21 protein-coding genes and 3 pseudogenes are annotated in these 26,221 nt (G+C 67.7%); 10 read left to right on the plus strand and 14 right to left on the minus strand.

The window, feature by feature from the left end; genetic code table 11:
* From E1294_RS15345 to E1294_RS52705, 4 genes are all read right to left on the minus strand, one after another.
* Window positions 1-810: hypothetical protein (locus E1294_RS15345; RefSeq protein ID WP_220447750.1), on the minus strand; the 810-nt coding region annotated here is incomplete at its 3' end.
* Window positions 807-3,188 carry a hypothetical protein gene (locus tag E1294_RS15350; protein WP_132509050.1) on the minus strand — a complete coding sequence of 794 codons (2,382 nt, stop codon included), beginning with the start codon at window positions 3,186-3,188 and terminating at the stop codon, window positions 807-809. The genes E1294_RS15345 and E1294_RS15350, both read right to left, overlap by 4 nt.
* Complete coding sequence (locus E1294_RS15355; RefSeq protein WP_220447751.1) at window positions 3,185-6,817, minus strand: DUF6603 domain-containing protein; 3,633 nt, start codon at window positions 6,815-6,817, stop codon at window positions 3,185-3,187. Before E1294_RS15355 ends, E1294_RS15350 begins: the two co-directional genes overlap by 4 nt.
* 114 nt (window positions 6,818-6,931) lie before the next feature.
* Window positions 6,932-7,717, minus strand: a complete 786-nt coding sequence (locus E1294_RS52705; RefSeq protein ID WP_165977299.1) for a hypothetical protein — start codon at window positions 7,715-7,717, stop codon at window positions 6,932-6,934.
* A gap of 365 nt (window positions 7,718-8,082) precedes the next feature.
* Here E1294_RS52705 and E1294_RS15365 point away from each other — a divergent pair, with 365 nt between their 5' ends.
* Window positions 8,083-8,433, plus strand: coding sequence for a hypothetical protein (locus E1294_RS15365; RefSeq protein WP_132509054.1), 351 nt, complete (start codon window positions 8,083-8,085; stop codon window positions 8,431-8,433).
* Between the two features lie 948 nt (window positions 8,434-9,381).
* On the opposite strand, the gene E1294_RS52710 is transcribed toward E1294_RS15365, so the two are convergent.
* Window positions 9,382-9,741 (minus strand): hypothetical protein, encoded by a 360-nt coding sequence (locus E1294_RS52710; RefSeq protein ID WP_165977297.1) that lies wholly within the window; start codon window positions 9,739-9,741, stop codon window positions 9,382-9,384.
* Here E1294_RS52710 and E1294_RS58030 point away from each other — a divergent pair.
* The 3 genes and pseudogenes from E1294_RS58030 to E1294_RS15375 form a co-directional block, all read left to right on the plus strand.
* Window positions 9,725-9,802, plus strand: a pseudogene (locus tag E1294_RS58030) (hypothetical protein); the annotation flags it as partial. The gene E1294_RS52710 and the pseudogene E1294_RS58030 overlap by 17 nt on opposite strands.
* A gap of 178 nt (window positions 9,803-9,980) precedes the next feature.
* The gene (locus tag E1294_RS57170; RefSeq protein WP_281284437.1) at window positions 9,981-10,337 is read left to right on the plus strand and encodes an ABC-2 family transporter protein; all 357 of its coding nucleotides are present in this window, start codon (window positions 9,981-9,983) and stop codon (window positions 10,335-10,337) included.
* Window positions 10,338-10,541: 204 nt separating this feature from the next.
* A complete protein-coding gene (locus tag E1294_RS15375) occupies window positions 10,542-11,975 on the plus strand; it encodes a DUF7507 domain-containing protein (protein WP_220447752.1) in 1,434 nt (477 codons plus the stop codon).
* A gap of 1,061 nt (window positions 11,976-13,036) precedes the next feature.
* Here the strand turns inward: E1294_RS15375 and E1294_RS58035 are convergent.
* Window positions 13,037-13,468: pseudogene (locus tag E1294_RS58035) on the minus strand (DUF4158 domain-containing protein); the annotation flags it as partial.
* A 151-nt stretch (window positions 13,469-13,619) separates the two neighbouring features.
* Between E1294_RS58035 and E1294_RS15385 the strand changes: the two are divergent.
* A complete protein-coding gene (locus tag E1294_RS15385) occupies window positions 13,620-14,129 on the plus strand; it encodes a hypothetical protein (protein WP_220447753.1) in 510 nt (169 codons plus the stop codon).
* A 75-nt stretch (window positions 14,130-14,204) separates the two neighbouring features.
* Complete coding sequence (locus E1294_RS15390) at window positions 14,205-14,411, plus strand: hypothetical protein (RefSeq protein ID WP_132509060.1); 207 nt, start codon at window positions 14,205-14,207, stop codon at window positions 14,409-14,411.
* A 75-nt stretch (window positions 14,412-14,486) separates the two neighbouring features.
* On the opposite strand, the gene E1294_RS15395 is transcribed toward E1294_RS15390, so the two are convergent.
* Together E1294_RS15395 and E1294_RS15400 are read right to left on the minus strand one after the other, a co-directional pair.
* Complete coding sequence (locus tag E1294_RS15395; RefSeq protein WP_132509062.1) at window positions 14,487-15,050, minus strand: GNAT family N-acetyltransferase; 564 nt, start codon at window positions 15,048-15,050, stop codon at window positions 14,487-14,489.
* 368 nt (window positions 15,051-15,418) lie between these two features.
* Window positions 15,419-15,583 (minus strand): annotated as a pseudogene (locus E1294_RS15400) (transcriptional regulator); the annotation flags it as partial.
* A 29-nt stretch (window positions 15,584-15,612) separates the two neighbouring features.
* Between E1294_RS15400 and E1294_RS15405 the strand changes: the two are divergent.
* On the plus strand, window positions 15,613-15,954 hold the full coding sequence (locus E1294_RS15405) for a hypothetical protein (protein WP_132509064.1): 342 nt from the start codon (window positions 15,613-15,615) through the stop codon (window positions 15,952-15,954).
* A 19-nt stretch (window positions 15,955-15,973) separates the two neighbouring features.
* On the opposite strand, the gene E1294_RS15410 is transcribed toward E1294_RS15405, so the two are convergent.
* The 5 genes from E1294_RS15410 to E1294_RS15430 all read right to left on the minus strand — a co-directional run bounded on the left by E1294_RS15410 (window position 15,974) and on the right by E1294_RS15430 (window position 21,263).
* Window positions 15,974-16,594: a response regulator gene (locus E1294_RS15410; protein ID WP_132509066.1), complete on the minus strand. Its 621-nt coding sequence runs from the start codon at window positions 16,592-16,594 to the stop codon at window positions 15,974-15,976.
* Window positions 16,591-17,799 (minus strand): sensor histidine kinase, encoded by a 1,209-nt coding sequence (locus E1294_RS57175; protein WP_132509068.1) that lies wholly within the window; start codon window positions 17,797-17,799, stop codon window positions 16,591-16,593. Before E1294_RS57175 ends, E1294_RS15410 begins: the two co-directional genes overlap by 4 nt.
* 36 nt (window positions 17,800-17,835) lie before the next feature.
* A complete protein-coding gene (locus E1294_RS15420) occupies window positions 17,836-19,656 on the minus strand; it encodes a hypothetical protein (protein ID WP_132509070.1) in 1,821 nt (606 codons plus the stop codon).
* A complete protein-coding gene (locus E1294_RS15425) occupies window positions 19,641-20,408 on the minus strand; it encodes an ABC transporter ATP-binding protein (protein WP_132509072.1) in 768 nt (255 codons plus the stop codon). The genes E1294_RS15420 and E1294_RS15425 overlap by 16 nt, the downstream gene beginning before the upstream one ends.
* 537 nt (window positions 20,409-20,945) lie before the next feature.
* Complete coding sequence (locus E1294_RS15430; protein ID WP_220447754.1) at window positions 20,946-21,263, minus strand: hypothetical protein; 318 nt, start codon at window positions 21,261-21,263, stop codon at window positions 20,946-20,948.
* Between E1294_RS15430 and E1294_RS15435 the strand changes: the two genes are divergently transcribed.
* From E1294_RS15435 to E1294_RS15445, 3 genes are all read left to right on the plus strand, one after another.
* Window positions 21,247-21,747, plus strand: coding sequence for a cytochrome P450 (locus tag E1294_RS15435; protein ID WP_220447755.1), 501 nt, complete (start codon window positions 21,247-21,249; stop codon window positions 21,745-21,747). The genes E1294_RS15430 and E1294_RS15435 overlap by 17 nt on opposite strands.
* 761 nt (window positions 21,748-22,508) lie before the next feature.
* Window positions 22,509-23,282: a phosphotransferase family protein gene (locus tag E1294_RS15440; protein ID WP_281284438.1), complete on the plus strand. Its 774-nt coding sequence runs from the start codon at window positions 22,509-22,511 to the stop codon at window positions 23,280-23,282.
* A 731-nt stretch (window positions 23,283-24,013) separates the two neighbouring features.
* Window positions 24,014-24,331, plus strand: a complete 318-nt coding sequence (locus E1294_RS15445; protein ID WP_132509076.1) for a hypothetical protein — start codon at window positions 24,014-24,016, stop codon at window positions 24,329-24,331.
* A 636-nt stretch (window positions 24,332-24,967) separates the two neighbouring features.
* Here E1294_RS15445 and E1294_RS15450 read toward each other — a convergent pair.
* Window positions 24,968-25,828, minus strand: a complete 861-nt coding sequence (locus E1294_RS15450; RefSeq protein WP_246083037.1) for a recombinase family protein — start codon at window positions 25,826-25,828, stop codon at window positions 24,968-24,970.
* Between the last annotated feature and the right edge of the window lie 393 nt (window positions 25,829-26,221).

Here is a 26,221-nt window from a genome sequence, read left to right on the forward strand (position 1 = left end):
GTCCTGGCCGGGGTCGCCGGCCAGGCGGGGGTCCTGCCAGCCGAGGTGGGCGAGGTGGTCGGCGTAGGAGGTGCCGGGCGGGCGGGCGGCGAGGACGTCGGCGTCCGGGCGGGAGTACCAGCCGATGACCTGGTAGCCGAGCGTGTCGGTGGTGGTGACGTCGGACAGGTCGTCCAGGAAGGAGAAGACGTTGCTGTTGTGGGAGGTGTAGGTGGTGAAGTAGGGGTCGCCGGTGGCCATCGCGGTGACGAACAGCGGGACGTCCGCGGCGCGTTCCGTCCAGGGCGCGGTGTCGGTGAGCGGGAAGGCGAGTCCGATGAGGACCTGGTGGGCGCTGGGCGGCATGGTGTTGCGGTAGGGGTCGGGGCTGGACCGCCAGGCACGCAGGGTGGCGTCAGAAACCAGATAGGCGCTCGACCTGTCGTAAGGATGCCCGTTGCGGTAGGCGGTGGCGCTGTAGGGGCAATCGCTCTCGATTACCCACGCCTTGGCGCGGCGGGTGGCGGTGCCACTGAACCGGACCACCAGCCACCGGTTGGGCACCAGCGGATAGCGAACCTCTTCGGTGGCCGGGTCCTGGACACCGTGGCGCAGCCCCCGGGGCAGCGTCCAGTGCAGGTGCACGCCGGTGTGGTTGTGGACCTTCGCGTTGCTTTGCCGGTCGCCTTCGTCCGGCTCCGGGCTCATGTAGTCGTTTAGCGCCTGGTAGTTGTGCTGCCAGGTGCGGAACCCATCGCGGCCCTGCAGGGCGGTGTTGACCGCGAGGGCGTCCAGGCCGACGGGGACGACGAGGGTGGGGCGGGTGGTCACCTGGGGTCTCCGTTCGGGCCGGTGAAACAGATGGCCTCGGGGACCTTGACCATCTGCATGGCCAGGTCGGCGGGCCCGACCGGGCCCACGCTGGTGCCGTGCGCGGCGTCCAGGGCGGCCCGTAGTGCGGGGATGAGCGAGCCGATGTCCAAGACCCGGCCGCTGGTGCCGGTCCTGAGGTGGTCCCAGACGGGGAAGGTGACGTCGGTGCCGATCTGCTCGCCGAGCCGCAGGCCCCCAGCAGAGTGCGGCAGCAGGTTCCGCAACGGGATCAGGCCGTGGTCTTCGACGCCGAACCGGAAACCTTCTTGAGGTTCGGCCAGTTCGACCGTCGCGGGGATGCCGTCGAACAGGCACAGCAGTACGGTGGGGGCCAGGTGGTCCATGCGCAGCACCGGCAGGAGCGCGCCGCCGGGGGCGCCGGCGCGGACGGCCAGGTTCGGCCAGCCGGACACCAGCGCCGAGCGCAGCAGCAGGCCGGAGATAGGCCGGGCTGAGGTGCCCAAGTCGTCCCCTGGATCAGCGGTGTCTGCGGCCTCCTCAGGGCCTGGGGCATCGGACGCGGTACCGCGCAACGTATCACGGTGTGCCGCCGCCACCCGGGCCGCCGCCGCCCGGACGGTCGCGGCCACGATCTGATCCTGCAGGGTGTCCCGGCTGGATTGGGCGCCGATACTCAAGGCGCCGGACAGCAGCGCGTCCAGCCAGCTCGGGTCGACGTGGAAGAACCGCAGCGACTCCTGCGGCAGCATCCGCTCATCCGGCACCAGGTGGGTGAACGGCACGGGGTAGAGCAGCAGGAGCCGCCCGAGCCACTGCGCGAGGGGGGTGAAGTGTTCGGCCAGACCGTCGCCGTCGGCGAGCGCCTTGGTGAGGGTGGCGCGGGTGGCCTCAGAGCGTAGGAAATCGTCGAGTGCCTGGGTCACATCGGCCAGTGGCGCGGCCGGCGCGGGCGGTGTCCACGGGGTGGCGGGCTTGCCCGGTGGGGTGGCGAGGGCGGTGAGCAGGTGACCGTCCAGCAGCGTGCCGAACGCGGCCCGCGCCGTGCTCGGCCCCTGCTGCCCGTCGCCGTCGGACGGCAGGTGGTTACTGGTGGCCTGGTGGTGGAGGGTGTCGACCAGGTGGTGGGCGGCGTGTTTGAACGCGAGCAGGTGCTGGGCGAAGGCGGCATCAGCCAGGGCGAGCGCCCGGCCGGTCTCGAACGCGGTGGCCAGCGACATGTCGAAGCTGCCCCAGGCAGGGTCGTAGCCGATGAGCGCATCGGCGGTGGTGGCCTGCGCCGCCCGAGCCATGGGTGCGGGCATGACGGGGGTGAGCGGCCCCCGGTACCAGCCGTAGGTGGCCTCGCCTGAGCGGGTCAGGTACGGCAGCGGCACGTAGCCGTCGTTGAGCCGCCGCGCCACCTGCCGCCGCGGCGCCGGGGTGCCGTCGGCGTCCGAGTAGGGGGAGGTCAGGCGCAGCCACATCTCCTCGCGGCCGGCCCGGGCGCCGTCCGGGGTGCGGGTGAGTCCTTCGGCCAGATCGGCGAAGTCGGCCTGCCGGTCGGGGTAGGCCCAAAACGACCAGCTGGCCAGGGACAGCAGCGCCACCGAGGTGCGGCCCTGGAAGTCCGGGTTGTCCACGAGGATCTTCTCGTGGCCCTCCAGGGACACCAGGTGCACGATGTTCTTCGTTCCCGTGGTGGAGCCGGGCGGGGCGGCGGCCGGGAAGCGGCCCGCGACGACGACGGCGAACAGCCCATCCTCCTCAATGCCCAGGATAGGCCGGTCCCCGGTGTTGGCCCCCCGGCAGTGCGCCAGAAACCGCAGCTCGCCCAGCCGGGGCGCCACCGCGTGGAAGTCGGTGGCCGCGACCTTGATGTAGGCGCACGGGTCGGCGTCGCCGACGTCGGCTTCCACCCTCAGCTCGGGTTTGAGCACGGCCGGGTCGTCGGCGAGGAACTCGGCGACCGTGCCGGAGATCGTGCGGGTGGGGGCGGTCGTGCCGCCGACGAGTTGATCGTCGGTGAGCACCAGCAGCGCCAGCCAGGGAGTACCGGCCGGCGCGCCGCGCATCGTGCGTTCCCACGGCAGCATGGGATCGCCGAGCACCACGTGCGGGAGCACCTCGGCGTACCGGCCGCTGGAGGCATCCGGCGGCTGCCTGGCGAGCACCGCGGTGGTGTCGATCGCCACCTGCGGGCCGCGGACGGTGAAGTTCTGGACGGCCGTGAACTCCTCACCGACGACCTGCGCATTTTCCTGCGGGCCGGTCCGCAGCGCGTGGGTGACCTCGACGCGGTAGTCACCCGCGGCCAGCGCGGGCAGGTAGTTGTCGTGCAGCTCGATGTCCCCGACGGGGATGGTGTCGCGGGCGGGGTGCTGCGGGCTCGGGCTCACGTCCGGCTCCCTGCGTCCTGGCTGGTGGTCTGCGGCGTGTTCTGGGTCATGGGGGCCTGGCTGAACAGGTGACCGGCGCCTTCGGCCAGGCCGGCCAGAGCGTCGTTGGGGCCGGTGAACAGCTTGGCCTCGGCCAGGGCCGCATACACCGCATCGCGCCCGTTCCTCGCATTCCCCCGGTCGGCGCGGCCGATGAGGTCCACGCACGACGAGTCGGGGACGGAAACGAAGTCGTGGTTGGCGCCAGGGTGGCGGAGCAGCGGTGACAGGCCGGGCGGGAGCTCGTCCTGGCTGTACTCGCTGAGCGGGAACACCCCGCGCGAGGGGGCCAGCTCGGGCCGGGGCGCCTGGACGTCGAAGCCGACCGGACGGCCGGGGACCACCTCGGCGCTGGGCCTGGCTAAGGCTTGTTGTAACGGGGTGGGCGGGGCACCCCACAGCGACGCGGGCAGGTTCCGGGTGCGGGGCGTGAGCGTCCAGCCGTCGGTCGGCGCGAGCGTGTCCCCTGAGTACAGCTTCAGGCGGTGCTCGCCGACCAGGCCGCCACGGTGCATGGGGCGCACGTCGACCGGCGGGCCGTCCCCGGGCTCGGGTGAGGCCAGCGGCGCCTGCCCTGTCCGCAAATGGCTGGCCGGGATCGCGGACTGGGTGAACAAGCGCAGGTCGCGGGCGCGCATCAGCCACACCGTGCCAGCGCGGCCGCCGCGGCTGGCGGTGTTGTCGATGGTCGCATCCAGGCCGCTGACCGGCGCGATGGTGACGACATCAGCCGGTTTCGGCAGCATGCTGGCGAACTCAGGCCACCCCAGCGCCTTGGTGCCGGCTCCCGAGCGCCCGGCGCCGAAGCTGATCGTCTTGGAAAAGCACGCGAAGTGCGCGGTGACCGAGCCACCGGTCGGCGGCCCCCACAACTCCAACGTGGCGCCGACCGACGCACTGATGGGCTTGTGCACGAGCCAGACGTTAACCTGGTAGGAGGCGCCGACGCTCACCGCGATGCGCGCGCTGAAGTGAAACGGCCGCCACGACAGCAGCAGGTCCGCCTGGGCGGTGAACCACGCCCGGAAGTCGCCCGCGTGGAAGACGGCGCTGAGCCGCGCGCCCGCCATCGCGCACGACGGCGTCACCGCCAGATACGCCTGCGCCGTGATCGACACGTTGTCGCTGACCGCCCAGTCGATGCCCAGCCGTGGCACCACCGGGTAGGAGGCGGGCCGCCGGAACGCCGGATGGTAGCCGCCCAGGGTGAGCACGAACTGCCCGGCGTTCGGGCTGGACCCGAACCACACTGCGCAGGCGAACCCCCCGGTGAGGTGGCAGGCGGGCGTCAGCACATACGAGGCCGCAGACAGCTGCGCGGCCAGCACGGCGCTGCCCTGGGTGGGCCGGATGACGGCTTCCAGGCCCAGCTCGGCGTAGACGTAGGTGCGGGGGGACTCGGCGGGCAGCGGCAGCTGCAGGGTCGCGGTCCCCAGCACGGCCAGCGCCAGCTCCTGGCCGAACTCGGCGGCCAGCAGCACCTTGGCGTTCACCACCTCGGCCACGCTGAACATCACGCCCAGCGCCAGCCAGTACGAACCCTCGCGCGGGGCGATCCACTGCCGCGGCCGGCCACCGGCCACGGCCGGCTCACGCCCCTCCAGGACGTCCAGCACATACGAGGGCTTGTTCCCGCCCGAGTCCGGGCCCTGCTTGTGCAGGGCCAGCAGCGGGAAGCCGGACACCTCTGCAGGGGAGGGCAGGGCCAGCTCCCGGTTGAAGCCGAACCCGGCCATCAGCCCGGTGAGCAGGACCGGCGGCAGCTCCAGCAGCGGCGCCTCCAGCTGGGCGAACACGAACAGCGACGGCGCGCCGTCCTTCAGCTGCGCATAGGAGCCGACGGCCGCCAGCGCGAACTCCTGCAGGGCGATCGTCGCCGTGCCGTCGTACTGGAACGCCACCGTGGGCGCAAGCTGGTCCTCAGGCAGGTGCAGCAGGGCACCGGAGATCTGCACCGCAGGAGTGCTGTAGGCGATCCCGAGCCCGGAGAGGTCGAACGTGGGGGCGAACCGGTCCAGCCGCGAACCCACCGCCAGCCCGTCCAGCGACAGCGACAACGGCCCCAGAGCGACCGCGGCGTCCAGCGCGAACAGCAGCACGTTGTGCTGGTACAGCACGCCCACCCGGTTGATCTGGACGACGCCGAGCTTCTTCTGCACCGAGATCCAGTGGACGTTGGAGGCCGGAGCGCCGGGCGGATTGGGCGCCTGCGATGAGTCATTCGCGTCGGGCGTGTCCGGTGGGTTGGGGCCGTCGGGTGCGTCGACGTCACCGTCGTCCGCCGGTGCGGGAGGCGTGGGCTGCCCGCCCCCTGCTGAGAGAGGGGCGTTCGCTGAGGGCACATCGAGGGCGACCGGCGTGGTCTCGTTCCCGATCCGCAGGTCCGCCAGGGCCGCCACGCCCGTCTTCAGCCCGGCCTGCGGAACAGGCACCACCCCCGCCTGCCCGAGCAGCCCATTGACCGCGGTGACCGCCGCGGGTGTGAAGTCGCCGGAGCTGTAGAGGACCTGCAGGTTCTCCACACGCAACATCCCCACCTTCGACAGGAATCCGCCCACCAGGGGAAGCTGGGACAGATCGATGCCCGCCGACAGATCGACACCGACGCAGAACCGCGCCGGACCGTCCTGAGGCTTGACCCGGATGAACTTGGCGTCCTTCAGGCCGATCCGCAGACTGTCGGGAACATCTGCTGCCAGGTCGGTGGAGAAGTGCGTGACCAAGTCCCGCAGAACGACCTCCGTGCCCTCTTGAGCGCCGTGGTAGGTGGCGGCGAACACGTCGGTGCCGGACTTGTCCTTGTCGAAGACGACCTCGAAGTCGTAGCCGGCCACATCCAGCATTCCGCTAAACGTCGTTCCCGAACCATCCCGGGTGACAGTCACACCGAGCGAGGCGTGAACCCCCTCGGCGACCACCATGTCGCCCCGGCACTCAAGGACCAAGACGCTGGCGCCGCCGCCCGTGGTGTAGGAAAACCACAGACTGGTCAACTCCAAAGACTTCACCGGCTCGGGCATCGCGCCGAGGTCCAGATCGGGGTCCAGGGCCGCGATCACCTCCGCCACGCTGAGGACCCGGTTCAATGTGGCGGCGAATATGTGGCTCCTGGCGGAGGCAGCGAAGTCGAGTTCGGCGCTGACGGTGAGCGTGCGCCCCTCGCCGAGGTCGAGTGTCGTCGCGGCCTGGAGCCTGCGCCGGGTGCCCCCATCGATCCGGCGGATCTCCAGGTCCAGACTGATCGTCTTGAACACGTCGGCCAGGAACCTGAACCTGTCCACCTCCGCCAGCGACAGGCTCACCACGGCCCCGGTGACCGGGTCGGTCCCCTTCGGGTCGTCGGAGTCGGCCACGAACCGGACGCCGAGCCGCAGCCCCTTGCCCTTCAGCTTGCCGTGCACCGACAGGTCGGCCAACTCCGCGTGCTCGACCGAGATCTCGGTGAGCTCCTGGATGTCGGCGAGCGCCTGAAACCACTCGCCGAGCGCGGGCAGGTTGATAGCTCCCCGCAGCTCGCCGAGCTGGTCGGGCAGGCTCTCCGGAATGCTCAGCGGACCACCGGTCGGCAGTTCAGCGAGCCATTGGCTCATGGCGCCCATCGTCATCGTTTGGGAGGACTGCTCAGCCATGACGGTTCCGTTTCCGGCTCGTGGGCTTCCCGTCTTCTTGTTGTACCGACCCTGTTACGTGGTCGTGCGCCGATTTCATCGCTTGGGGCGCTCGTTGGGGTGAATGAACTCGTTGGTGGCGCGTGAGCAAATCAGATACGGAATGCTCTTCATGCAGCCATCACAGGAGTGCGCCGTCCATGACGAGCCGGACATTTTCCCATGCCAATTTCGGGCCACTCGCTGAAGTTCGGGATTGGCGACATCGATGTCCTTGCCGACGAACACCATTTCGGCCATCTTGAGGCCGGTGATAGGCAGGTGGCCGGTGTTGGGTTGGCGGCCGGTGTTGGGCCGGCGGCCGGTGTTGGGTTGGTGGCCGGTGTTGGAGAGAGCGACCTGTCTCAGCAGCCGGATGGCCGCGCACGGCCTGATCTCCTTATGCACATCGGGCGGAATGAGCGCCTCGTAGCCGAGAATGGTCTTCCATCCATTGGCCTGGTTCGGAATTTCTGGATGCGTGACCTCCCACTTCCCCTTGTGGTAGGTCACTCTTTCCAGGTGTCCCGGCTTTAGCCAGTTCTGATGGAGTTCCCTATTTTTATAGCCGCTGCTGGAGGCAAAGAACTTCGACTTGCCGCCGATAATCACCTCAAGAACACCGATCATGAAAAACGCCTTGTCGGGATTCTTGGGAAAGAGACTACCGTCCTCCTTGAGCCTGTCTATGATCTTGCCGGCTGTTTCGCGCAATTTTTCATTGTCCAAAACCTCGGGAACCTGGTGAATCAGCTTTCCGTCCGGTCGTGTGAAGTCGCGCTCCTTGCCACAACGCGGACATGGGTCAGTACTTCTTCCTCCGTAGCTGCCATCTTCGTCCACCGGTAAACCATCCTCCAACTATGGCAATTCCACAACATCAGCCACGCTGGCCAACTCACGGTCAAACGGATTCTGCTGTCAGGTCCCGAGGCCTGACGGCCGAGGACCAGGCGCTAACCCGCGCGCGGAGCTCTCCCTCTCGTCGATCTCAGGGCCGATTCTTCGGTAGGCGCGCACTTACCGCACACTGATATATCCCATGCGTATGCAACGGAGGCAAATGGGGCACTTTTTCGGACACGCGTTGCGGGTAAGCATGTCATGGCCGAGTGGTGACAGTCCCGAACTGTGTGACCTTGTTGATCGTCTTTTCGACGGAGTCGCGCATTGTATCGGGCCGGCCGAATAGCACGCTCTTCGTTCACGTGAACTCCCGGCGCAGGCGGCCTGTCTACCGGTTCCATGCCGTCCGGCTGCTGCCGGAACACTCGGCTGGGGTACGCCGTGCTGGCGCCAGCACCTTCCAGGCGCTGCACGAGGCTCTGCGGTGCAAGGAGATCTGGGTGGCCGGGGCGCACTTCTTCCAGGACCCGGAGGAGGACCTGCCCAAGGATTTTGCCGCCCGCCGCGTGGAGAACTACGCCGAGCTGCGCAAGCCGCTGGACCCCCGAGACTTCATCGCCGAGTTGGAGACCGAGATGCGCGCCGAGCTGGAGGCGTTGGACGCCGCGCTGCCGAAGCTGGACTGGGCCCCTTTCATGGTCGAAGTTGAGTGAGTTTCCCCCTGTGAGGACATCGTCATCAGCAAGGACCACGGTGTTAGCGCCCTCCCGCCGACCTCGGAATCGACTCGTTGACAGCCGCACTCACCACCCCACCGTTATATCGTACAAGTATGCGATCCAGGCAAGTAAGCACTTTCCGGACAACACATGGAGGAAAGCGTGTCATGGCGAGCGGCGACAGCCCCGAGCTGCCTGAGCTTGTTGATCGTCCACTCGACGGTGCCGTCGCTCTTAATATCGGCCTGACCGAATTTCACGCTGGGCGCTCTCATGCCGCATCAGGCAACGTTCGCCCTGCGACCACGATGCGCAGCCCTAGAGTGCGCGTGGAGACAGGCCCTCCGCGCAAGCCGGGGAGTACATCCCGAACCGCCTCATCCTCAGTGAGAAGACGCTTGGCCAGCGCTTCAATAGAGCGCCAGCAACGATCAGGCAAGCGGTGGCCTCCACGCGTGAGCAGGGGGTGGGTATCCACCTTGCCCCCGAAGGGCAGGCACGTCTCTAGCGCACCCGAAGGTTCCACCGCCGCGCCCCCTGGCCGCCGCATACACCCAACTCAGCTAGCGAATGGCGGCTGCCGTACCGGACGCAGCAGGCAAGCGAGTGTAGATATGAATATATCTCGGGGCGTGCCTCGTCCACCATCGAAGATGCAGGGGATTCCATATGAAAATCGATACTGCGTTTACCGTGAGCGGCCAGTGATCTTCCTCGATGGAAATGACGCCGCGCACTGTTTCACAAGGTCTACGGTTGCCTTGATCAAGGGTGATAAAGTGTACCTTACTCAAGGCCATAAAGGTCAGATCGTAAAGTTTACCGACATTTTCCCGCCTTGCCGTCGAGGTGGAATCACAAAGGTGACTATTCATCCCCGAAGGAGCGGGCCAGTCAAGCGCAAGCTTTTGTGGTGACTGGCCGTTTTTCGAGCGTTCCGTCTCAGGCCCTGTCCTGGTCGAGGTCGGCTGGATCGCAGGGCTGGGCGGCTTGCTCGCGCTGACCTGGCCCCGGGCCGCCGACGGGTGGTGATCCAGGGTGGATGAGATCCTGCGTTCCCTGCGCCTGTACGTCCTGCTCCAGCGCGCCTGCGCCCGCGGTGCCATGCAGTACCGCCTGAACACCGCGATCGGCACTCTCAGCGGCGCGCTCTGGCAGGGCACCGGGTTCGCCTTCATCTGGGTGGTGCTGCACACCTTTCCCTCGCTGGCGGGCTGGGGACCGGCGGAGGTCGCCTTTCTGTATGGCTTTCGCCTGACTGCCCACGCCCTGGCGATATCCCATGATGAGCCTGAACGACATCCACTGGGTGGTACTCAACGGGGGGTTCGACCGCTTCCTGCTGCGCCCGCTCAACCCCCTCGTCCAGCTCATGGGCAATCGGATGGGCATCGCCCAGTTCGGCGACCTGCTCGTGGGCGCCGAACGGCTCGTCGGCGCCGGCCACAACGCGCAGACCCTAGTGGAACGCCTGACTCATCGCCTTCTGCTTCCTGGCGATCGTCGGCGGCGCCCTCATCGAGGCCGCCTTCTTTCTCGCGCTGTGCTCATTGGCGCTACGCATGATCGACACCTTCGCCCTGCGCGTCTTCGTCGACGACATCTTCAGCACGTTCGGGTCCTACCCGATGAAAATCTTCGGCGGCGTGACCGGGTGGCTGCTCACCTTCGTGCTGCCGGTCGCCTGCGTGGCGTACGTACCCGCGAGCGTCGTACTGGGCAAACTACACACCCGCCGCGCGAACACCCCGGTAATGCACAGCTGTCTTGCCTGCCACATCTTGCCATGGGCGACACGCCCTCCTGATCCCCGGGGACGCATCCCAGCTGCTCTTCGCGTCGGCGCGAAGCGTTACGCCATAACACGATTCTATTTATGCCACATTATGCGATCTTGACAGCACTTCACGACAAAGATCATGGTGGAGGCGTCCGCCCAGCGGCCTTCGGCCCTGCCCGTCGCCCTCCGCTTCGGCGTGCACCGTGCCGTCTTCCCATATGTGAATGGAGGTCATCGCGACCCTGCGCCACCGATCGACTACACAACGTCAATAAGTTTTACATAGAGTAATTATCGCCTCTCATAGCAGAAGGGACTTTTCGTGGCGTTACCCCAAAACCCCGTTCCCGGCGGCGGTGAAGAGCGAATCGCGCTGGTCAACGGCAGCTTTGAGCAGCCCGCGATCGACAGCGGCATGTCTTTCTTCCCCGACGCCTCACAGAACCAGCCCAACTCCGTGCCCGGCTGGCGCACCACCGCCACCGACCACGTGATCGAGATATGGCACGACGGCTTCAACGAGGTACCCGCCGCCGACGGCAAGCAGTTCGCCGAACTCAACGCCAACCAGGTCTCCACGCTCTACCAGGATCTGCCCACCACACCAGGCACCACGCTGTACTGGAGGCTGTCCCACCGCGGCCGGAACGGTCCCGACACCATGGCCCTGGACATCGGTCACCCCGAGGATCCGGTCCAGCAGGCCCAGATGACCGACGACAACGACGCCTGGGGCCACTACTCCGGGCAGTACACCGTCCCAGCGGGGCAGACCACCACACGGTTCGCGTTCCGCTCGGTCTCCGCCACCGGCGGGAACCAGGGCATCGGCAACTTCCTGGACGGCATCATGTTCGGGACGGCCCCCTGCGTGGTCCTCACCAAGATCGCCGTGCCCGGTGGCGAGCTGGAGGTCGGGGACACCATCACCTACCGGGTCACCGCCAGGAACGAAGGCGGCTCCCCGGCCGCCAATCTGGTGCTCACCGACAGCGTTCCTCCAGGCACCAGCTATGTCCCGGGCAGCTTGCGGGTCATCGACGGTCCCAACGACGGAGGGAAGACCGACCAGGCCAGCGGCGACCAGGCGTACGTCGACGAGGCCACCGGCCGAGTTGCCTTCCAACTCGGCGCGGGGGCCACCGACTCCGCAGGAGGAACCCTTCCCTCCACCCTGGAGGCGCCCGAGGGAACCACGGTGGAGTTCCGGGTACGGGTCGAGCGCGCTGCGGCCGGGCATACGATCGAGAACCAGGCCACCGCCACCTACGACAACACACTCGGCGACGAGGTCGAGCACCTGACCTCCACCTCCAACGCCACGGCCACCCAGATCGCGCCCTTGGCCGAACTCAAGCTGGTCAAGGCCGCCGACCGCGTCAAGGCCACCGTCGGCGAGGTCGTCACCTTCCACATGGCCGTCACCAACACCGGCCCGTCCGACGCCACCGGGGTCACCGTCACCGACCCGCTCCCCGACGGGCTGGCGCTGATCTCGGCGACTCCCAGCGTGGGCGGCTACGACGCGGCGGACGGCACCTGGAACGTGGGCGCCCTTGGCGTGGGGGAGACCGCGACTCTCATGGTGTCGGCCAAGGTCACCGAGCCAGGCGCGATCCGCAACACCGCCACCGCGACGGCGAATGAGAATTCCCCGACCGGAGAGGCGGCCGACGAGGTGACGATCTGCGCCGTCCCCGCGGCGCCCTGCCCACCGTCCGGCGGAAACGGCGGCCACTGCCGTCCTTGCTGCTGAGCGCGCACCGCTGAGGTCTCCACCCGCGGACTCGCCCGGGGCCGCGGGTGCAGAGGCACGCGCATATCACGGGATGACGTCCTTGGCAGCTTCTCGCCGCCGTGCCGCGTCATTCCGCTGCGGCACGGTCAAGGAGGTGCCCACGAACAAACCACTCTCGTGCCGCTGTGCCTGGTCGACGTCGACCAGGCCGACATGGACACACTCGCCGCGGGCCAGCCGTTGAATCTCCGCCCAATCCTCCGGCGCCACTCGCGCCGTACGACATGATCTGCCTCCGTTTTCTGCGACACCCTTCACTCAAAGCGGCCACTCATCGGCCTACGACCGGTCATTCGACTGGCTGAGACTGGACGGCGTTCCCGAACTGCTCCTACGGGCGGGACGATGGCTCCGCGATCAGGCCGCGCATCGCCACCCACCCGGCAAAGCGGCTTCGCCGCCGGCGCCCGAGAATGGCGGAACGTCAGGCTGGCCCGCAGCAGCGGCAATGGCTATTGCTCGGAGGAGCACGCCGCATGACCCAACGACAAGTTCGCCAGACCCATTTCCCGCTGTAACTCACACTCGGCCCCATGGCAATTGCGATCATCCCAGGGCCATGTCCGGGCGCGGCGGCGATGGGGTTCCCCAAGGAGCATCCTGGCGCAGCCCTACCATCGGCTTGGCCCTTCTCCTGCCGATGGACGGCTCATGGAGCCTTGACATCCGGCCCGATCGCTGACACCGATCACGCGCGCGGGGCGAACAGCACACGGGGTTCCAGGTCGAGCCGGGTCGTGGGTGTCTCCTCGGGTGGGGCGAGGTTGAGTACGAGGTCGCCCATGCGGCGAATAGTGTGCTGGAGGTAGGGGGTGATGGTGGCCAAGTCGTCGCGCTCGACTCGAATTCGCTGCGCCGCGTCGCGGGGTCCACCACCAGCATCCGTTCAAGCCGCGCACGCTCGGCCCGGTCCAGCCGGGACGCCACCATCGCGAAGAACCCGCCGTTGACCTCAGCGCGGATGCCAGCGGCCATCGCATCCAACGTCGTGTAGCCCGGCAATCACAACGCTGCCGGACCAACTCCTCCAGCGCCACGTTGATCAGATCGGCCGGGTTGTCCTTGGCCTGCACCGCGGAACGAATGGCTTGCTCGGCCACCGCCCGCACCCGAACCGCCTCGTACTTCACGCCCAGACGCTCACGCACGAACTGCCGGTGCCGCTTGGCCGTGCGATCCGCATCGGTCTCCGCGACGACCGCGTCCGGCAACTCCAGCACGCCGCGCACGTGATCGACTACCGCAGCCGGAACGTCGGTGAGTCTCGCGAAATATCCCAGCCGCTGATAGCACTTCAGCCGGACCAACAGGGCGAGCAGGTGCTGTTCGCTCTGTGTCTTGCCATATGCCCACGTGATCTCATCGGATGTGGGCGTGAACGCCTCGGCGAGCTCCCGCACCGACACCCCACGCTTGAACCGCGGGTAAGCCGTGCGATCGATCGACGCCAACCCGACACCCCAGCAAGATCAACCACTTGGACGAGAACACCTTAACCGTGTTCACGGCCACGGATACAGACCTCCCCCCGACCAGCGGTTACGCCCCACCGCGGCCCCTTTCTGGCGTACTCGGTTCCCACCCCAGAAGGACGTCGCGGACGTGATGATCTGGCTGCGCTGCAACCACGGGCGCGAGGTCAGCTACGCCGACATCGCCGCTGGCGTCAAGTTTCCGAACGGTCACCGGCTGCGGCAGGCCGTCCGCGTCGTCCGTGTGATCGCGGCCAACCGGGGCGACCGCCTGGAACGGTTCCAGCCGTCGGCCGACCCCGCCCGGCGCGACTCTGCTCGACGCCGGGTCTGGATCACCCGCTACATGCGCTCCGGTCACGGCGACGAGTTCAGCTTCCGCGATGCCATGTCGGCCGCGCGAGCGGCGATGACGTCGGTCAAGGACATGCACCGCGCCACCACCTTCGAGGCCGCCAACCCCCACTCGATCGCCCGCACGGAGTTCGCCACCATGGCCCAGGCCGCCGACGAGTGCATCACGAAGGTCGCAGGGCTCGACACGGTCGGCCCGCAGACGGTCCGGCGCGAGAACACCAGCCTGCTCACCCAGATGATCGCCGACCTCGAAGCCCGGCTTACCGAACCGGCAGCAGGCTGACCAGGGCCGCCTTCACGCCATGACTGCCGTCCCCGGACGCACCACAACCCCAACGACCCGGCCAGGAGGTCCGTCATGACCCCGCTCGAACGCACCCTCGCCAAAGCCCTCACGGAGGTCGTCATCAAGCTTGACCACAGCGACAACGACGACATCACGCCCGAGGCCACGATCAAGGTGCTGGAGCCGGTGGTCGCCCTCCTGCAGGGCCCTCTCCAAGCAGGACCGGCAAGCCCTTGCCGACCTGATCCACCAGTTCTCGCAGCAGGAAATCGACCCTGACCGGCATCTGACGGCCTGGGAGGCGCCCGAAACCCTGGGTCTCCTAGCCTGAGGACCGCTGTGTTGATGCTGTGATCAGATTTTGAACATGAACAGGGGAGCGGTGCAGAGGGTCTGCTCGGCGCCATACTCCTCGAACGTGCTGATGGGGCGAAAGCCAAGGCGGGCGGCGAGTTTCAAAGATCGCGTGTTCGCGGTCTGGGTCACGAGCGAGACCGGCTGGTCGGGGAGTTCGTCAGCCGCAGCGCGCAACGCGGCCGTTGCGGCCTCGAAGGCGAACCCCGCGCCCCATGCACTGCGCCGCAGCACATAGCCCAGTTCCAGTTCCTTGCCATCCTCGGTGACATGTCCGGGGCTATCGGTCGACCGGCGGGCGAGCATCAAGGTCCCGATAAATCGGTTCGTCGTGTTGTCCGCGATGACGTAATTGCCAGGACTGGATGTTGCGTCGGCGGTGATGACTGCATCGAAGCGCTGCTCGACCTCACTCCGAGGCCGGGGACCACCGATGTATTTCTGAACCTCAGGATCGGTCGAGAGCTCGATGAATCCTTCACGGTCGGCATCGTGCAACGCTCTGCGAAGCAGGAGCCGCTCCGAAGGGACTTCCGCGGCAGATAGCGTGGGCAATCGGCTCATAAGCCTATGATCATAGAACACGGGACCCTTGTCCGGGGCGGCCGCACTCGCCCGCGCCCGTGACGTTGATGCGCACCTGGCTGGGCCTCCAGAACGTTCCCCCTGGTTCCGCTCGCGCGCACCAGCCAGCCGGACAGGGACCTCTCGAGGGTCCATCGGCGCACCGAACGCGAGCAGCCTACTTGCCTGACGTGGCTAACAGACCTTCAAGCGGCTGACCAGCTACTTCGCTCAAGAACCCCAGATAACCATCGTTCCACCGCCTACGTAGCACTCGCGCGCCGCTGATCAGCAGCTATGCCACCTGCGACCCGTTTCTGTCGTCGCCAGAGAGAGGCGGCACCCCAGGCGGAGGACGAGCGCTGCCTTTACTGCTGGTCCTGGGCTTGTACGAGAACGTTCCCGGCCTCCGTGCGGTAGTACAGCACTGATCGTCCGGCCCGGCGGCGGCGCACGAGGCGGGCGTTGAGGAGCACCTTCAGGTGGCGGCCGATCGACCCCAGACTCTGCCCGGTCAGCGCCACGAGCTGGGTGGTGCTCTTCGGGGTGGCGTTGGGCGGCGGTGACGCGAGCTGTTGCCGCCGTGTCGGCCTCGGCCTGCCTGCACCGGGCCTGGTCGGCCTGCTCGCTCAGGCGCGCGCTCGATCTCGAAGCGGCCGCGCTGGTCGGCGAGCTCCTGGCGCACGGCGCGGGTCTCGGCGCGGGCCTCGGTGGCCGCCGTGCCGGCTTCCTGCAGCCGTTCGGCGGCGACGGCCAGGCGCTGGTCCGCCTGCTCGATCCGGTCAAGCAGGCGGCGGTTCTCACTGTGGGCGTGGGCCAGCTCTTCCTTGGCCTGTCGGTAAGGCTGACTCCACCAGCCGCCATCTGCGGCGTTCCTGCAGGTAAGCAGAGGTTGGCTCTGTAAAGGGCGGGCTGTTGGTCGACTACCTGAGCAAACCTCGTCGATATCCCTCGCCTACGGCCGCAGCGCGGTCGCGGACGCCGAGTTTGTCGTAGATGTGCAGCAGGTGGGTCTTGATGCTGGCCTCGCTGATGAAGAGTTTGGCGGCCGCCTGGCGATTGGAGGCGCCATCGGCGACGAGGGCGAGGACTTGGAGTTCGCGGTCGGTAAGGGCAGCCTTGACCGGTCTGCGTACCTGGCCCATCAGACGGCCGGCGACGGAGGGTGACAGGACCGGCTCGCCAGCGGCTGCGGCGCGGACGGCGCGCAGAAGTTCGTCGGTGGGGGCGTCTTTGAGGAGGTAGCCGGTGGCGCCGGCTTCGATGGCGGGCAGGACGTCGGAGTCCCCGTCGAAGGTGGTCAGGACGAGGGTCTTGATGTTGGGGTGGGAGTGGCGCAGGGCGGTGATGGCGGTGACGCCGTCCATTTCGGGCATGCGCAGGTCCATGAGGACGATGTCGACCTTGAGGGCTGCGGCGCGCTCGATGCCTTCGCGGCCGTTGGCGGCTTCGCCGGCTACGTGGATGTCGGGTTCGGCGTCGAAGGCGGCGCGCAGGCCGTCGCGGACGATGGGATGGTCGTCGACGATGAGGAGGCGGATCATCGGGGTTTTCCCTGGAGCGCGGGGACGGTGGCGCTGACGGCGGTGCCCTCGCCGGGCGTGCTCTCGATTTCGAGGGAGCCGCCGACGCCGCGTAGGCGTTGTCTCATGCTGCTGAGGCCGAATCCGTTGCCGTTGGGGTTGTGGATGCCGGTGCCGTCGTCGCGGATGTCGAGGAGGACCACGGTCCCGGTGTAGGAGAGGGTGAGGCCGGCGCGGGTGGCGCCCGCGTGTTTGGCGACGTTGGCGAGGGCCTCCTGGGCGACGCGGAAGAGGGTGACCTCGATGGCGGGGCTGAGGGGGACGCGGTCGCCGGTCACTTCGACGTGGAGGTCGACGCCGGTGGTCTGGGTCCAGTTGCGGGCCAGGGTGGTCATGGCTTCGGGGAGGTGGGCGTCTTCGAGCTGGTGGGGCTGAATCGCGGCGACGGAGCGGCGGGCTTCGGTGAGGCTGTCCTGGGCGAGGGTGAGCGCGATTGCGAGGTGGGTGTCGGAGTCCTCGACGCGTTGGGCGGCGCGTAGCTGGGTGATGATGCCGGTGAGGCCTTGGGCGAGGGTGTCGTGGATTTCGCGGGCCATGCGCTGGCGTTCGTCGAGGATGCCGGCCTGGTGGGCTTGGGTGAGGAGCTGGGCGTGGAGGTCGGCGTTCTCTTCCATGGCGGTCTGAAGGTCGCTGACCGCCTTCCGGTATTTGCGCTGCCGGTCCTCGATCTTGATGCCTGCGATGGAACCGCCGCCGATGGCGACGGTCTGCACGGCGATGATCGCCAGGTAGAAGGCGATGAGCTGGATGGTGGCCTGGGTCCAGTCGAGCGTCGAACCGTACAAGACGAAGGAGGTGGCGGCGACGGCGGCGAAGGTCCATTTGGAGGGAGCGAAGTTGGCGGCGAGGAAGAAGCCGGAGATGCAGTAGATGATGAAGATGGGGTCGTGGAAGGTCAGCAGCGCGGCGGTGGCCAGGACCCCGGCGAAGTGAACGGTGACGGCGACCCTCCGTCGGCGCAAGGCGGCCGGGACGAGCGTGTGGGTGCCGACAATCCAGGCGAGGGCCAAGGCGGTCAGCGCGAGGGTGCGGGGGATTCCGCCTTCGGGCTGGTCGGGTGAGGCCAGGCTGATGGCGAGGGATGCGCCGAGGGTGATGTAGGGAACGATCTCGACGACGCGCTCGAAGCGTCGTTCCCAGGTGGAGAGCGGGAAGGGTTCGTTCATCCGGGGGCGTGCCCTCCTCTCGGGTACGGATGCCTTTCACCTGGTGGCGGCCGATGAGGACGAGCTTAGGCGCATGGGGATCAGGATGGCGTAGCCGTACATGAGCAGCCCTAGGGCGATCATGAAGATGATGGTGGGCCATTGCCAGACCGGCGGGAGATGAAGGGCGAGGAACCATCCGCGGTCCTCGATGCCGACGATCTTCATGACCATGGGCACGAGTCCCTGGGGGAACAGAGGAAGCCAGGCAATGGAGTAGCTGACCGTGACACCGATGCGGTGCTGGATGGGCAGGTCCGCGGTGGTGGGCTTGTCGGCCTGGGGTGACGGGCCGTACTTCATGAGGTTGAGCAGATCGATCCCGTGGCTTTCGAGTCTGCGGTAGGCGATCCTGCCGAGTCCCCAGGCACTGAGGGCGCCAGTCAGCACACCGGTGGCGATGCCGGCCCAGGGGTGAAGGAGGATGGCGCCGGCGGCGGGCAGGGCGGTGGCGGGGACCGCGAGGAGCACGAGCCAGGCGAGGCTGGTTTCGGCGGTTTCGTCGGCACCGGTGCTGAGCGGGTTGCCGCCGCGCTTGTGGGGGTCGGTGCCGGGGACCAGCGAGGTGACGGCGAGCAGGACGATGACCCCGGCGCCACCACCGAGCAGGGCGGGGAGCAGGCCGAGCACCCACGGCCAGGCCCAGGCCAGGCCGCTGACGAGGGTGCCGGCCAGGGAGAGGAGCACTGCGGCTGGGCCGACGATGAGGAGCCAGGCCAGTTGGCGTCCGCGGACGTCGGCGCGTTCCGCACCGGGGGTCATGAGGGTGAGCCACAGGGCGGTCCCGTCGGCGCCGTAGAGGTTGACCGAGGACGCGGCGGCCATCACGATCGCGATGAGTCCCGCGAAGGGAAACATGATCCAAGCGTCGAGGGTCAGGAGCAGGAGGGGGCTGACGATGGCGTAGGAGAAGGCGGTGGCCAGGAGCTGGATGCGGACCAGGTCGCGCCACCACGCGCGCAGTTCCTTGGCGGCGGTGATGCGGGCGCCGCTGGTGCTGGAGAAGGGGCGGGGCGCGCCGCGGCGGGGCGGCACACCGCCACGTGCGGCGGAGACGACGCGCCGCGACAGCAGACTGGCCCAGACGACCAGGAGGAGGGCGATCACACCGGCGTTGGCGACGAGGATGGCGAGGGCGAGGGGCCAGGGGGCTTCGATGGCGGCCACGCCCCATCCGGAGGGAAGGACGCGGACGAGGACCTGGGACCAGGCGGCGGTGTCGGTGCCGCCCAGAGCTGCGACGGGTGCCCAGCCGTTGCTGCACAGGGCGATGGCGGTGCCGGTCACGATGCCGACGGCGGCCGCGGTGGTGCGGGATCTGACGAACAGCCCGATGAGCGCCACGATGACGCGGGAGATCATCACCATGGTGATGAGCGTGGTGAGGGCTGCTGCCAGGCCGAAGAGCACTCCGGCCGGGCCGAAGCGCCAGCCGTACACGGGCAGGGACAGTAGGGCGATGAGATTGACCGCAGGTGCGGGACCCGCGAAAGCTCCGGCGAGCAGTGCCGCCGCGATCCGCCCTGGCGTGGCCGGGAGCATGGAGAAGTATTCGGGGCGGAGGGCTTCGCTCCCGCCTCCGATGAAGATGGGGCCGAAGATCCAGCCGGAGAGCCAGACGGCCAGGGTGAGGGGTAGGTAGGCGGGCCACAGGACGGCGACGGCGATCGTTGCGAAGGCCAGGATCAGTCCGGCCGAGACGCCGACGTAGAGGTTGGAGGCGTTGTCGCCGCGCAGGGAGTTGCGCATGAGTGCCAGCCGCATGCGGATCATGTGCTGTGCCAGGGCGGGCGGGCCGGTGGTCAGGAGGTGAGCCATGCCAGCCCCTCCGTTCCTCCGGTGCGGGCGCCGACGAGTTCGACGAAGGCGTCGTCCAGGGTTCCGGCGCCACGTACATCGGCCAGCGGTCCGGCGGCTACGACGCGGCCGTCGGAGATGACACCCACATGGTCACAGAGCTGCTCGACGAGGGCCATGACGTGGCTGGAGATGATCACGGAGCCGCCGTTGGCGGCGAACCTGCGCAGGATGGTCCTGATCGTGGCTGCGGAGACGGGGTCGACTGCCTCGAAGGGCTCGTCCAGGACGAGCAGGCGGGGCGCGTGCAGGAGGGCGACGGCCAGGCCGATCTTCTTGCGCATGCCCGTGGAGTATTCGATGACCAGGGTCCGCTCGGCGGAGTCGAGTTCGAGGATCTGGAGGAGTTCGTCGGTGCGCTCGGCGACGACGGCGGGCGGCAGGCCGCGCAGCAGGCCGAGGTAGGTGAGGACCTCGCGGCCGGTAAGCCGTTCCGGCAAGGCGTTACCGTCGGGCAGGACGCCGATCAGTGCCTTGGCCTGGACGGTGTCGCGCCAGACGTCGACGCCGAAGAGCTCGGCGCTGCCGGCGTCGGGGTGAAGCAGGCCGACGGCCATGGCCAGGGTGGTGGTCTTGCCGGCGCCGTTGGGGCCGACCAGGCCGTAGAAGGATCCGGCGGGGACGGTGAGGTGGATGTCGTCGACGGCCACGTGGTCGCCGAAGGCTTTGCGGAGTCCGGTGGTGCGGAGGGCGGGCTCCTGGTGTGTTGGCATGCCTTGAGAATCCCGCGGGGCGGGGGGTGGCGGATCATCCGGCCGGAGAGCGGGATGGTAGATTCCGGCATCAACCGATCGGTTGATGCGGGGAGAGCGGCTGGTCCGTGAGGCGGGTCCCAGCGCCGCTGTCCACCGGCACATGGTTGGCTGGCTCGACCAGACGCTGAACAGGCGCAGCTCCGCGTCAAGCCCATAGCGTCGCGCCCCCTTTTCGGCGTGGGCGACTCACGCAGAACCCACCGCCAAAGTGCCGACTTGTCAATCGGTATCGGCACTTCGTGGGTTCTTGGGACACCGCACAGCACGTATGTCCAGGATCTACTTCCGCCTGCCGTACCCATGAGCGCAGCGCCTCGCGATGCACACCGAGCCGGTCGGCCACCCGGGCAATCGCCCCGGTCTTGCCCCGGTCTCCTCACGCAGGTCGAACACCATCTTGACGGCGCGATCGCGCAGCTCTTGGGGGTACTTCCTCGGTGCGGGCACGACTCCCAGCCTTCCAGTCTTGGGAGCCTCCAACCAACCCGGGGCAGCTCACATGAGCGAATCGATCGGTTTGGTGAACGCGGTCCCGGTCTTATGGGTGGGCACGTCGAGCAGACAGACCGTGTCTTGGGCGAGCACATCGGTGGCGTCACCACGAATGGTCTGCCCGTCGTGCTGCCAGCGGATGCAACCCACCCGCAGGCGGGCGATCTCATCGCTGCGCTGGCCGCTGAACAGCCAGGTCAGTGTCACCGCGCGGACCAGCTCGAGAGGGTAGAAGAGGCCGGCCTGGGTGACGGGCAGGTCGTCGGCGGTGAGGTTGAGGCCGGCCCAAAGGAGCTTGCCCCAGATGTCGTCGGCGATCACGCGCGGGTTGGGGCCGAGCAGCGCGGCGATGCTGCGTGGGGTGGCCAGGGCTCGTTGCGGGTCGAACCGGCGGGGCAGCCATTCCCACTCCTGGCAGTCCCGGAAGAACGTCCTCCTGCGCTACTTCACCATCGCCGACACGGTCTCCTCCCGACTGGCCACCGAAGACGTGGAGGTCGGCGGGGCCAGCATCAAGGCCGGCGAGGGCGTCATCGTCTCGACCTTGTCGGCCAACTGGGACCCGGCGGCGTTCAAGAATCCGGCCGAACTGGACGTCGAGCGCGGGGCCCGCCACCACCTCGCCTTCGGCTTCGGCCCGCACCAGTGCCTCGGCCAGAACCTCGCCAGGATGGAACTGCAGATCGTCTTCGATACACTGTTCCGCCGCATCCCCACCCTGCGGCTCGCCGCACCGGCCGAGGACCTGCCGTTCAAGAACGACGCCGTCATCTACGGCGTCCACGAACTCCCGGTCACCTGGTGAGCAGGGACATGATGCGCATCAAAGCAGACACCGGCCTCTGCGTCGGCTCCGGCCAGTGCATACCGAGCCGGCCGTGTCCGCCCAAGACGACGACGGCATTGTGGTCCTGCTGACCGCCCAGCCCACGACGAGACGGCACAGGCGTGCGCCGCCGTCAGTACCAACTTCGGTTAGATCTTGGTGTTCTGTCGCCTGTGTTGGAGATCTCCGGTGCGCACTCATTCCCGCTTTCACGAAGGGTCCTCCTCTGAGGGGTCCCCGTAGCTTCGGCCGAAAATCCAACAGATATGCCTCTGGCCTGCATAGAGAGGTAGGGCCCAGGTCTGGCCCACCGGCCGGAGACCTCTGCATAAGCACAGGTGAGCGGCATATCCGTTGGATCCTGCGCCATCACTACCGGGAGCCCTTCCCGGCGGATGTTGGCCGCCACCTCACGAAGCGACGGCGCGGTGATCAGGTAGTCCACCTCACCCGCCTGCTCCATCGCGAACCGTTCCAGATGGTGACGGCCATCCAGCAGCCGGGTCACTGCCTCTGGCGGGCTAGAAAACCCCTATTGCCGCAGGCCCCTGACGAATAGGCTCGCGCTCATGACCGACGGCGACTGGAGGGATGGCGGGTTCAGGCAGCGTCGGCCCTCCGCGGAGACTCTCGCCTGGGTTGCGGCGTCAATGGGTCGGGGCAGTCGCATCGTTGGCTATCGCCGATTGACCGGTGGCGTCTGCTCCGCCGTGAATCAGCTGACTGTCGAGCGATGTGGAATGCGAACGTTCGTCGTACTGCGGCAGTACCCGGGCGGGCTTGGCCTGCAGGGGAGCTTGGAGAAGGAGATCGCCAACCTTGGTGTGGTGGCGGGAAGCGGGCTCCCGGTTCCAAGCATCCTGGCTACTGATGTTGCTGGTGCTTCGACGGGGGGCGCGCCATCGTTGCTGATGACACGGTTGCAGGGGCATGTTCACCTCAATCCAGCGGAACCTCGGTCGTGGATGACGAGGATCGCGAAGATTGCTGTATTGCTGCATTCCCTCGATCTCCCCGCGAAGATGTTCAGACCTTGGACGGATTCTTGGATCGCCCCTCTAGACGGGTTTCAGGTGCCGGTCGACGCGCAGAAGCCGGCTGTGTGGAAGGCGGCGTTTGGTGTCATGGCGGCGGCGCCGCCAAAGGACACTGCCGTCTTTCTGCACTGCGATCTCCTGCCTGTCAACATGCTGTGGTCGCGCGGGAGGATTACTGGGCTGACCGACTGGAACTCCATCCATCGGGGGGCGCGCGCGATTGACGTCGGGCACTGTCGGCGATACTTGGCGGCGCTCTACTCGCCCGAGTGGTCGGAGCAGCTTCGGTCGCTCTATGAGTCGATCGCCGGGGTGACTCTCGATTCGTGGTGGGACCTGTATGCCCTGCTGCACTATGACGATAGCGGGCCGAAGTGGATCCGTAGTCAGGTCGCTGGGCGCCGTCCCGTCGATGTGCCCGGCATGACTTCCCGGGTCGAGGTCGCTATCGAGACAGCGCTACGGCGCCTCGGATAACTGCGGGTTCCCTGCTGGTCGCCCTTCCGGTTCTGGCATGCCGCACAGACCCCTGCACGAAGGCCGGTCGCACTCGCATCAAGGGATCCCGGTAGTGATGGCGCAGGATCCAACGGATATGCCGCTCACCTGTGCTTATGCAGAGGTCTCCGGCCGGTGGGCCAGACCTGGGCCCTACCTCTCTATGCAGGCCAGAGGCATATCTGTTGGATTTGGGGGTCAGAGAGATTTGGAACGCAATCCGGCGTTAACAGGGTTCTCCCAGGTCAGTGACCCCCTGCCGCTACGGTCTCCCGAACGTGGTTGACGCCGGATTCCGTTCCATCGCAGAGACGGTTGCCGGGTCTCGATGCAGTGAAGGTGCGGCGGGTGCACGTTGAGCAAGCTCATTCACTGCCTGTGGCCGTTCCTGGGTCCCGATTCGTATGTCAAACGTTGCCCCGCGCCCTCCCCATGTGGCGGCAAAGGGGCAGGACTGCTGCAACTATCGGGGCATAGCGTGGCGCTCGCCATCGAAACCCCCCGGAGGTGGTCATGAGCGAATCGTTGCCGGTACGCGCACCGATTTACGTACGTCACTTCGACAAGCTCGTCGATCTCGCGCTGGCCGCGATCACCGTGGTGGTGTTCGTCGCCGCCGCTCTCGCCACGTTCGTGCAGTCACCCTGGACGGTGCGATCCAGCTCGCTCTGGTCCTCGCCGCGCTCGTGCTTTTCCGGCGGCGCTGGCCCATGTTCGTGCTGCTGTTGTCGGTCGCCGCGATCTTCGTCTACCACCTTGCCAGCTGGTCGCCCGCCGGGTGGATCTGGCCGGCCTCGGTCGCCTACTTCACCGCGGCGGCAACGTCGCGATTGCGGTGGGTGGCGGCCGTCGGCATCGCCCAGTTGGTCTACTCCGCCATCGACGCTCGCTGGATCATCGACAGCAACCTGACCCGCTACCTCATCCACACCATCGGCGAAGGGCTGCTGCTGGCCGTCCTCATCGGCGCGGGACTCGCGTACGCCGCGACGCTGCGCTGGCAAGGACGCCAGCACTCCGCCGGTTGAAGGTCAGGGGGCCCGGGCGCCCCACCTCGCCCGCCTCCCGGTGCGATCCGCGCAGTTGGTGCGGAAAACTCAGGGCGCTCTTGTTTGCAGGAGGACGTCACATGGATCTCTTCGGAGGCCGCCCCGGGCCGCGCCGCCCCGCCCACCAGTCGAGGAAGGCGCTGGTGTTGAAGGTGGGGCGCCCCGTCACCGGGTCGGCGGTGTAGGGGCGGCCATGGCTCGCCCCGCTGCCGTGCCGTGGACAACGCCCTGCTGATCGCGCTGCGATCCACGTGAAGGAGGCGGGCAAGTTGAGCTGCGGAACGGGCGTCATCGAGCACGGGCTCCAGGTCGAGGGCCTCGCTGTTCGCCCTGCTACGGGGACCGTCTTCATCGCGCGCTCTCACCCTATCTGCCTGCCCTGGCGGTCTTCAGGGCATCTCACAAAATTCGCAACGATTGGTGCTGATTCTGCAGAGCCGGGCCGGGCGGAGCTGATCTGGGCGACATCGTGGTGATCGATGACCGGCTGGTGGAGGGGATGGACGCGGGCGCGAACGCGGTGTGTACTCGGTCTGCCGCCGCGCGGCGGAGGCGATCCGCCTGGCATAGCTTCCGCGTTCAGCCGTTCCGGGGGCGTTGACGGGCGGGGCCGGGTCAGCTTGCGGTCTGCTGGTCGTGGTCGCGCAGCATGCGCAGGACGGTCGCGGCCGAGGGGTGGCGGCCCTTCTTGGCGCCGCTGGTGATGACGAGCCGGGCGGCGATGTCGCGCAGGCTGAGGTTCTGGGCGCGCAGGTGCAGGGCCATGGACAGCATGTTCTCGTCGGTGACGGCGGCGCCGCCGATGGCCTTGCCGCGGGCGCGGGCGGATTCGTGGCCTTCCAGGGTGCGGTCGCGGATGTACTCGCGTTCCATCCCGGATAGGGCGGCCAGCACGGTGAACACCACGCCCGAGGGGTCGTGGGAGCCCTGGAGTTCGCCGGTGAGGAACTCCAGGCCGATGCCCGCCGCCTTCAGTTGCTCGGCCAGGGCGGCCAGGTCCAGGCCGCGTCCGAGCTGCTTGTGCTCGTGCACCACGAGCGTGACCGCCACCCCGGCCGCGCGCAATTCCCGGGCCAGGGTGACGGCCTTGTCGAGCTCAGGGCGGCTGGTGGCGCGGGTGGAGATCTTCTCGGCGAAGACGCGGGTGATGCCGGCGGCCTTGAGCGCGTCGAGCTGGGTGTCGAGGGACTGGCGGACGGTGGAGGCGCGGGCGTAGCCGATCCGCGCGTGCCCGGCCGGCTCGGCATCGGCCGCGACCGGGCGGGGCAGCTCGATCCACAGGGTGCCGGGCTTGCGGAGGGCCGGGGTGGGGACGTTGAGCGCCTTGGCGAATGCGGGCACGAGCCGGAAGCGGGCGGTGTGGTACTGGACGGCGACCTTCCCCTTGCCGGTGCGGCAGGGCGAGCCGGCGGGGGCGGCGCAGGAGGTCATCGGGCAGGCGTGGGCCTCCACGCGGAGGAAGTCGTCGTCGTGCACCCAGAGATCGTTTCATAGGAGTGTTTCACGCAGCTACCCGTTTGCACCGACTCATGAAACAACGTTCGCCTTGGAGCCCCCGGCCGGAGCCGGTGTTTCATAGGTGTTCGCTTGTGAAACACCTCACCAGCCCGCGCCGTCAGGGTGTGGGCGAACCCTTCGCATCGCCCTGGCCGCCTTCGCCAAGTGAGCCGGTCTGGAGATGCGGTCGCAGTAGCGGCAGATGCGGTCGATGATCTGATCCGCGGTTTTGGTCCACCTGAACGGCCTGGCGTTGTCGTTCCAGGTCTTGATCTAGTCCTCCACAGCGGTCTTGAGAGCATCCAAGGAGCAGAAGTTGCCTCGCTCCAGACTGTAGTTCTGCGTCGCTCCAGCTCGGCGAACCCGCGTTCG

The organism is Nonomuraea diastatica (assembly GCF_004349015.1).
Classification (GTDB): domain Bacteria; phylum Actinomycetota; class Actinomycetes; order Streptosporangiales; family Streptosporangiaceae; genus Nonomuraea; species Nonomuraea diastatica.